We start from the raw sequence: 6,518 nt of genomic DNA on the forward strand, positions 1-6,518 counted from the left end.
CTGGCGGTGTATCGCGGCGACCAGGTGTTTCGCGAGGACGTGCGCAAGGTGAGCTTGCGCGCCGGCGACACGCTGGTGATGCACAGCGCGTGGCGCGATCTCGTGCACGCGGCCGAAGACCGCGACTTCGTCGTCGTCACCGACATTCCGAAAGAGGAAGCGCGCCCGGCGAAGCTGTGGCACGCGCTGACGTTCTTCGCGCTCGCGATGCTGCTGGGCCTCTTCACCAGCATGAAGCTGTCGGTCGCGATGCTGACCGGCGCGGTCGGCATGCTGCTCGCCGGCGTGCTGACGATGGACGAGGCGTACAGCGCGATCAACTGGAAGACGATCTTCACGCTCGCCTGCCTGATTCCGCTCGGCTGGGCGATGGACTCGACCGGCGCCGCGGCGTGGGTCGCGCAGGAAGTGCTCGTGTATCTCGGCGCCTGGCCGCAGTGGGCGCTGCAGGCGGTGATCGCGGTGCTGTCGCTGTTCTTCGCGCAGGTCGTGTCGAACGTCGGCGCCACCGTGATGATGGTGCCGATGGCGATCAACATCGCGCTCGCCTCGAACGGCAACCCGGCCGTGTACGCGCTGATCGTCGCGATCTCGACGTCGAACACGTTCCTGATCGCGAACGCGAACCCGGTGCTGACGATCGTCGGCGGCCCCGGCGGCTATCGCCGGCGCGACTTCCTGCGCGTCGGCGCGCCGCTGACGCTGCTGCTGCTCGTCACGCTGCTGGTCTGCGTGAACTGGCTGATCGCGCGGTAGCGTTTGTGGCCTGTAACAGATAAATCGGAAGAGGGATCGCAAAGGACGCATCGTGCAGGACGCCGCTGCGGAGCGAGGCCGAGCACAAGCTATTGGCCGAGTGAGCAGCAAGTACGGCGCGGCCAGGACGAGCGAGCTACTTTCGATTTGTCTGTTGCAGGCCACTAGGGCTCGACGACGTTGCCGTCGACGATGCTGACCGGCACGCCCGCCAGTCCGCTGCGGCACGGCCCGCCGAGGCACGCGCCGGTCGGCACGTCGAACGTCGCGCCGTGAGCGGCGCAGATGATCACGCCGTCCTTGATCAGAAACTTGCCGGGCGACCAGTCGAGCCGGCGTCCGGCGTGCGGGCACTCGTTGTGATACGCGTAGACGCGCTCGCCCTGGCGCAGCACCATGACGCTGAAACCGCCGGTCGAACTGGCGACGTCGACCGCGACAGCGCCGCCGTCCGGAACGTCGTCGACGCGGCATAACACCTTGTTTTCGTTCATCCTGACTTGCGGCACTTGAGTCCGCGATGGCAATCCCCAGACTGGGACCTCAGCAATCGGCAATGATGCCATACGGAGCAAAGCGCTCATGTACACCACCATGTTCCGGCTTCCGCGCACGCGCCATCCGTTCCTGCGCGCCGTGTCCGCCGTCATCGGCGTTCTGATTCTCGCCGCGCTCGTGGTGTTCGGATTCTTCGCAGCGCTCGCGCTCGTCACGATCGGCGCCGTCATCTGGGCCGCGCGTCAGTTCGTCCGTCCGACCGCGGCTCCCGCGCAGGCCGAGCGTCCGCAGGCGCCGCCTCCGCCGCCGGGCGTCATCGAGGGCGAGTTCACGGTCGTGCGCGATCGTTCGACGACGCGCTGAACTTAGTGGCCTGTAACAGACAAATCGAAAGTAGCTCGCTCGTCCTGGCCGCGCATGACTTGCTGCTCACTCGGCCAATAGCTTGTGCTATTGGCCTCGCTCCGCAGCGGCGTCCTGCACGATGCGTCCTTCGCGATCCCTCTTCCGATTCATCTGTTACAGGCCACTAGTCAGTCCTCGCCGACGTCGGGCAAAAGTTCGAGCGCCATGACGATGGCGTCCTCGCGACCGCGCACGGCCGGGTAGTAGTTCGGCCGCCGGCCTATCTCGTTGAAACCGAGCTGGTCGTACAGCGCGATCGCCGGCCCGTTCGACGGGCGCACTTCGAGAAACACGCGCTCGGCGCGATGCCAGCGCGCAAGGTCGATCAGGCGCCGCATCAGCCGGCGGCCGTGCCCGTTGCCCTGCTCGCCCGGACGCACGCAGACGTTGAGCACGTGCGCCTCGCCCGCGGCGACCGAGAGGATGCCGTAGCCGACGATTTCGTTCGGCCGCGACAGCACCCAGCAGTTGTAGCCCGCACGCATGCAGTCGCGAAAGATGCCGATCGCCCACGGAAACGGATAGGCCGCGGATTCGACCTCGACGACGCGCTCGAGATCCTCGAGCTTCATCGGGCGGATTTCCGGAAACAGCGGCTGCAGGATCGCGACCATCTCAGCGCACCGCCAGACGCCGCTTGAGCGGCTTCAGCGCCTGCCACAGCAGGCGCTTGGCCATCGCGTCGCCGCGCAGCGCCGACGGCGCCGCGGCCACGACGATCGACGCGCGCTGCTGCGTCGCGGTCGGCAGTTCGGCGCCGAGCACGCGGGCGAGATGCTCGCCGAGTACGAGGTACGCGCCGGCGTCCAGATCAAGCGCGTCGAGCTTGCCGCCGCGCGCCACGCACCAGCCGATCGCTGCGTCGGCGACGCCGAGCGTGCGCACGATCGCGTCGGCGGCCGGCGTGCGCGCCTCGTCGCTGACCACGAGCAGACGCACGCCCGCGGCGTTCGCCGCGGCGTCGGCCGCGGGCGACGCCGGTTCTCCGGCGCGCGGCGTGGCCGAGCGCAGGCGATACACGCGCACGCCCATCGCGTCGAGGCGGCGCAGGCGCTCGGCGTCGGGTGCGTAAACGGTCTGCGCGCTCATCGCTTGCGCTCCAGATCGAGCTTGCCGAGGTCGACGAGAAACTCGGCGTAGATCGTGTCGAGCGCGGCGCCGAACGCATCGACGGTCGATTTCAACTCGTCGCTCTTCGCGGTCTCGGATGCCTTGTACACGTGTTCGTCGAGCAGATCGCCGCCGCGCTCGATGCGCAGTTGCACCGAGACCTCGGCATGCTGGCCATCGGCCGCGCGCACGCGGTCGAAGCGCAGGATCACGCCGGTGATGACGAGCGCGTCGGCGCTCGCGGGCAGGCGATCGGTCACGAGCGGCGCGATCTGCGCGCGGCGCAGCACGCCGATCAGCCGTCGCTGCAACAGGCGCGCCGGCGGATCGACCCAGTGCTGGTAGTGATACGTCTGCAGCGCCCGGCCGTCTTCGCGCTGCGTGAAGATCAGCGCCTGCTCGGAATACAGGCCGTCGGCCGCGAACACGTTCACGTCGATCGGCAGTTCGAACCGGCGCGTCACGGCGGCGTAGTCGAGCGTCGGCTCGGGCAGCCGGTAGTACACCATGTCCGGCACGGTCGGCGCGGTGCATGCGGCGGTCAGGAACGCGATGGCGAACGCCAGAACGACGGACTTCATTTCTCCGATTCCTCCAGCTTGTCGGCCTTCGGCGAGAGCAGCAGGCGATTCGGATTCTTGCGGATCTCGCGGCTGAATTCGTCGACGTTGCGGCTCGCCGCGTCCAGATGATGCACGATCGCGTCGATGCGGCCCGACAACGCCGACAGGATGGCGCGCAGATCGGTCAGCGCCTCGTTCACGGCCGGGCGGTTTTCCTTCGCGATCGCCGCGATTTCGATCAGCGCGGTGTCGAGGCTTTCCTTGGTGGTGACGAGATCGACGCTGACCGCGCGCACGTCGCCGAGGATGCCGCTGACCGCCTGCCGGTTCGACGGCTTGAGCAGGTCGTTCGCGGCGTCGGACACGTGGTTGAGCCGCACCAGCAGCGCCTGCGCCTGCGACACGATTTCCGGCGTTCCCTTGTCGAGCGAGCCCGTGATCGAGTCGACGCGCTGCGACAGCGTGCGCACGAGCGGCGTGATCTGGGTGCGCGTGAGCGAGGTGATTTCGCCGGCGAGTTCGTTCATCGCGCCGAAGATGTCGGAGCTCTCCTCGCCCTTGATCTCGGCACCGAGCGCGAGGTTGTTCTTTTCCTTGCCTTCGTAGATGCCGATCGACACGTCGGCGAGCAGGCCGCTCGACTGCAGCCGCGCGATCGAGTCGGTCGGAATCGGCCAGTCCTCGCGCACGCTCAGCGTGACCTTGTAGCGCGTGCCGTCGGCGCCGCGCTCGGGCGTCAGCGCGCTGACCTGGCCGATGCGATAGCCCTGGTAGAACACCGGCGCGCCGTGGCGCAGGCCGGTGACGTTGCGATAGTACGTGTGATAGTCGGCGCGGCCGCCGGACGAGCCGGTGATCAGGTACAGCCCGACCAGGAGCAGCGCCAGCGCCGCCAGCACGACCGCCCCGACCAGAGTGTAGTTCACATGATCACGTTTCACGTTGTTCCTTTTTCCAATCCTTCCGATATTCGCTCCCTCTCCCCCAGGCTTGCCTGGGGGAGGGTTGGGGTGAGGGGGCGCCGTCGCGATCCTCGTCGAGATCGACGAAATACCAAGCGCCGCCCCCTCACCCGGCCTCTCCCCAAGCAAGCTTGGGGGAGAGGAGGCAGATATTGCTAAGCGTCCTCTTCCGTCAGCCGCTTCATGTACGCGTCGACGTCGACCACCACCTCGCGCGGCCGCCGGTTCAGCAAATCCTGGATGCGCTCGTTGTCGGCGTTGCGCACCTCGTCGACCGTGCCGGTCATGAGCACCCTGCCCTGGTCCAGCACGGTAATGGTATCGGCAATCTTGAACGCGCTTTCAAGCTCGTGCGTGACGACCACGATCGTCATGCGCAGCGCGTCGCGCAGGCGCAGGATCAGCTCGTCGAGTTCGGCCGATACGACCGGGTCGAGCCCCGCCGACGGTTCGTCGAAAAACAGCAGCTTGGGGTCCATCACGATCGCGCGCGCGAGCGCGGCGCGCTTGACCATGCCGCCCGAGAGCTGGCTCGGCATCAGATCCTGGAAGCCGCCGAGGTTGACGACCTCGAGCTTGATGCGGCTCATGATGCGGATCGTGTTCTCGTCGAGCGTCGTCAGTTCGCGCAGCGGCAGCGCCACGTTGTCGCCGACCGACAGCGACGTGAGCAGCGCGCCGCCCTGGAACGACACGCCGATCTTGCGACGGATATCCAGCATCTGCGCGGCGTCGGCATGCGCGATGTCGACGCCGAGCACGCGGATCGTGCCGGCGCTCGGCCGGTGCAGACCCAGCACGTGACGCAGCAGCGTGCTCTTGCCCGACCCCGAACCGCCCATGATCACGCGGATCTCGCCCGGTTCGACGCGAAAATCGACGTCGGCAAGAATGCGCCGCTTGCCGTACCAGGCTTCGAGTCCGCGCACGTCGATCAGCGCTTCGGCGTCGGCCACGTTCCCGCCTATCGATTGAGGAAGAACGAGAAGATCATGTCCGCCACGATGATGTAGCAGATCGACAGCACCACCGCGCGCGTCGTCGCACGGCCGACGCCCTCGGCGCCGCCGGTCACGCCGAAGCCGGTGCTGCAGCCGATCAGCGTGATCAGGATCGCGAACACCACGCTCTTGGCGACGCCCTGCCAGATGTCGCCCGGTTCGAGCAGCGCCATCGTGTTCATGATGTACGCGAGCGGCGTGACGTTGAGCGCCGGCGCGCTGTACAGCGCCGCGCCGAGTATCGCCAGCGTGTCGGCGAAAATCGTCAGCGCCGGCAGCATCACCAGCATCGCGATCAGCGCCGGCGCGACGAGATAGCGCACCGGCTCGATGCCGATCACGTTCAGCGCGTCGACTTCCTGCGACACCGTCATCGACCCGATGCGCGCGGCGAGCGCCGAACCGGAACGGCCGGCGACGAGGATCGCCGTGATCAGCGCGCCGAATTCGCGCGTGACCGACTTGGCGACCGCGAGCACCACCTGCGACTGCGCGCCGAATTCCTTGAGCGCCGCGACGAACTGGATGCCGAGCATGATGCCGATCGTCAGCGACAGCATGCCGACGATCGGCAGCGCGTCGACGCCGATGCGGCGCATTTCCGCGGCGATCGACGCGATGCGCACCGGCTGCCCGCGCCGCCAGCCGACGAGCGCGAACCAGAAGCTTTCGGCCAGCAGCATCCCCGCATAGCCGAAGCCGGCGATCGAACCGATCGTCGCCCGGCCGAGGCTCGCGAGCGGGCGCGTGACCGGCTCCATCAGACCGCGCGCGCCGCTTCGACGTCGGCGACGATCGGAAACACGCGGTCGAGCCGCGCGAGTTCGAGCACCGCCATCACCGCCTGGCTGACCGCGACGAGCGCGAAGCGCCGGCCGTTCTGGCGCGCGTTCTGAAACCCTTCGACGAGCGCGGCGATGCCCGACGAATCGATATAGCTCACGGCCGACAGCTCGACGCCGACGCGGCAGTCGCGCGGTCTGATGGGAGCCGGTCACGCGCCCGCTCGCGAGCCTTTCGGCCGGGCGACGATCGGTTCGATCGCCGGCTTCGGCTATGCGGGGATGCTGCTGGCCGAAAGCTTCTGGTTCGCGCTCGTCGGCTGGCGGCGCGGGCAGCCGGTGCGCACCGCGTCGATCGCCGCGGAAATGCGCCGCATCGGCGTCGGCGCGCTGCCGATCGTCGGCATGCTGTCGCTGACGATCGGCATCATGCTCGGCATC

At 67.8% G+C, this 6,518-nt stretch carries 10 protein-coding genes and 1 pseudogene; 3 read left to right on the forward strand and 8 right to left on the reverse strand.

The features are described from left to right. Positions 1-756 (forward strand): SLC13 family permease (locus OD750_RS02375; protein ID WP_272841755.1); only part of this gene is annotated, 756 nt, incomplete at its 5' end. A gap of 164 nt (positions 757-920) precedes the next feature. Here OD750_RS02375 and OD750_RS02380 read toward each other — a convergent pair. Then, positions 921-1,250, reverse strand: coding sequence for a Rieske (2Fe-2S) protein (locus tag OD750_RS02380; protein WP_263544563.1), 330 nt, complete (start codon positions 1,248-1,250; stop codon positions 921-923). Between the two features lie 88 nt (positions 1,251-1,338). On the opposite strand from OD750_RS02380, the gene OD750_RS02385 reads away from it, so the two are divergent. Beyond that, on the forward strand, positions 1,339-1,617 hold the full coding sequence (locus OD750_RS02385; protein ID WP_263544562.1) for a hypothetical protein: 279 nt from the start codon (positions 1,339-1,341) through the stop codon (positions 1,615-1,617). Between the two features lie 170 nt (positions 1,618-1,787). On the opposite strand, the gene rimI is transcribed toward OD750_RS02385, so the two are convergent. From rimI to OD750_RS02420, 7 genes are all read right to left on the reverse strand, one after another. Beyond that, positions 1,788-2,273, reverse strand: coding sequence for a ribosomal protein S18-alanine N-acetyltransferase (gene rimI, locus OD750_RS02390; protein WP_263544561.1), 486 nt, complete (start codon positions 2,271-2,273; stop codon positions 1,788-1,790). A gap of 1 nt (position 2,274) precedes the next feature. Next, on the reverse strand, positions 2,275-2,748 hold the full coding sequence (locus OD750_RS02395; protein WP_263544560.1) for a hypothetical protein: 474 nt from the start codon (positions 2,746-2,748) through the stop codon (positions 2,275-2,277). Then, positions 2,745-3,350, reverse strand: a complete 606-nt coding sequence (locus OD750_RS02400; RefSeq protein WP_263544559.1) for an ABC-type transport auxiliary lipoprotein family protein — start codon at positions 3,348-3,350, stop codon at positions 2,745-2,747. Before OD750_RS02400 ends, OD750_RS02395 begins: the two co-directional genes overlap by 4 nt. Continuing rightward, a complete protein-coding gene (locus OD750_RS02405; RefSeq protein WP_272841734.1) occupies positions 3,347-4,273 on the reverse strand; it encodes an MlaD family protein in 927 nt (308 codons plus the stop codon). The genes OD750_RS02400 and OD750_RS02405 overlap by 4 nt, the downstream gene beginning before the upstream one ends. Positions 4,274-4,449: 176 nt before the next feature. Further along, entirely contained in the window at positions 4,450-5,250 is an 801-nt protein-coding gene (locus OD750_RS02410; protein ID WP_263544557.1) for an ABC transporter ATP-binding protein, read from the reverse strand. 8 nt (positions 5,251-5,258) lie between these two features. Then, positions 5,259-6,056, reverse strand: coding sequence for an MlaE family ABC transporter permease (locus OD750_RS02415; RefSeq protein WP_263544556.1), 798 nt, complete (start codon positions 6,054-6,056; stop codon positions 5,259-5,261). Next, positions 6,056-6,280 (reverse strand): STAS domain-containing protein, encoded by a 225-nt coding sequence (locus tag OD750_RS02420; protein WP_272841756.1) that lies wholly within the window; start codon positions 6,278-6,280, stop codon positions 6,056-6,058. Before OD750_RS02420 ends, OD750_RS02415 begins: the two co-directional genes overlap by 1 nt. Here OD750_RS02420 and OD750_RS02425 point away from each other — a divergent pair. Then, a pseudogene (locus OD750_RS02425) lies at positions 6,279-6,518 on the forward strand (hypothetical protein); the annotation flags it as partial. The gene OD750_RS02420 and the pseudogene OD750_RS02425 overlap by 2 nt on opposite strands.

It is taken from the genome of Tahibacter soli (genome assembly GCF_025717065.2).
Taxonomy (GTDB): Bacteria; Pseudomonadota; Gammaproteobacteria; order Xanthomonadales; family Rhodanobacteraceae; genus Tahibacter; species Tahibacter soli.

What these genes read in the sequence shown, in the direction of transcription:
- OD750_RS02380 (WP_263544563.1), bottom strand. Translation starts at nt 1,250, where the DNA reads ATGAACGAAAACAAGGTGTTATGCCGCGTCGACGACGTTCCGGACGGC.
- OD750_RS02385 (WP_263544562.1), top strand. Translation starts at nt 1,339, where the DNA reads ATGTACACCACCATGTTCCGGCTTCCGCGCACGCGCCATCCGTTCCTG.
- rimI (WP_263544561.1), bottom strand. Translation starts at nt 2,273, where the DNA reads ATGGTCGCGATCCTGCAGCCGCTGTTTCCGGAAATCCGCCCGATGAAG.
- OD750_RS02395 (WP_263544560.1), bottom strand. Translation starts at nt 2,748, where the DNA reads ATGAGCGCGCAGACCGTTTACGCACCCGACGCCGAGCGCCTGCGCCGC.
- OD750_RS02400 (WP_263544559.1), bottom strand. Translation starts at nt 3,350, where the DNA reads ATGAAGTCCGTCGTTCTGGCGTTCGCCATCGCGTTCCTGACCGCCGCA.
- OD750_RS02415 (WP_263544556.1), bottom strand. Translation starts at nt 6,056, where the DNA reads ATGGAGCCGGTCACGCGCCCGCTCGCGAGCCTCGGCCGGGCGACGATC.